At 55.5% G+C, this 364-nt stretch carries 1 protein-coding gene; it reads left to right on the top strand.

The window, feature by feature from the left end; all coding sequences use genetic code 11:
• Positions 1 to 151: 151 nt before the first annotated feature.
• A partial coding sequence (locus AC1DIX_RS28345; RefSeq protein ID WP_477328696.1) for a hypothetical protein occupies positions 152 to 364 on the top strand: 213 nt, incomplete at its 3' end.

Raw genomic sequence — 364 nt, 5'->3', positions numbered from 1 at the left:
GGTGGAAGGCTCTTACGCCATAGATCCAACCGGCGCTGACTCATTTCCGACATCCCAAAACCCGCAGGCCTAAAAATCACGCAGTTTATTCAACCCATCCTTTACGTATCGATGGCTACCTCATAGGGCACCGCGACCGCCATGAGGACACATGTTGTTTAAATTCGCTCGGGCAGGCACCCTGTTTGTAATTTTACTCGGCTCACTTGTCTTCCTGCCGCCATTCAGCGGCTATGTGCGCGACGCCGCCGATGTGTTCGATAAAAGGCCGCAGGAGACGGCGCTGTTCATCGGCAACAGCCGGACCTTTTATCACCACATGCCTGACATGGTGCGTTCGATCGCCGACTCGGCGGGCTATCCC

The organism is Massilia sp. 05N420 (assembly GCF_056397205.1).
The sequence above is the reverse complement of the archived record's forward strand: the minus strand, read 5'-3'. Positions and strand labels throughout refer to the sequence as shown.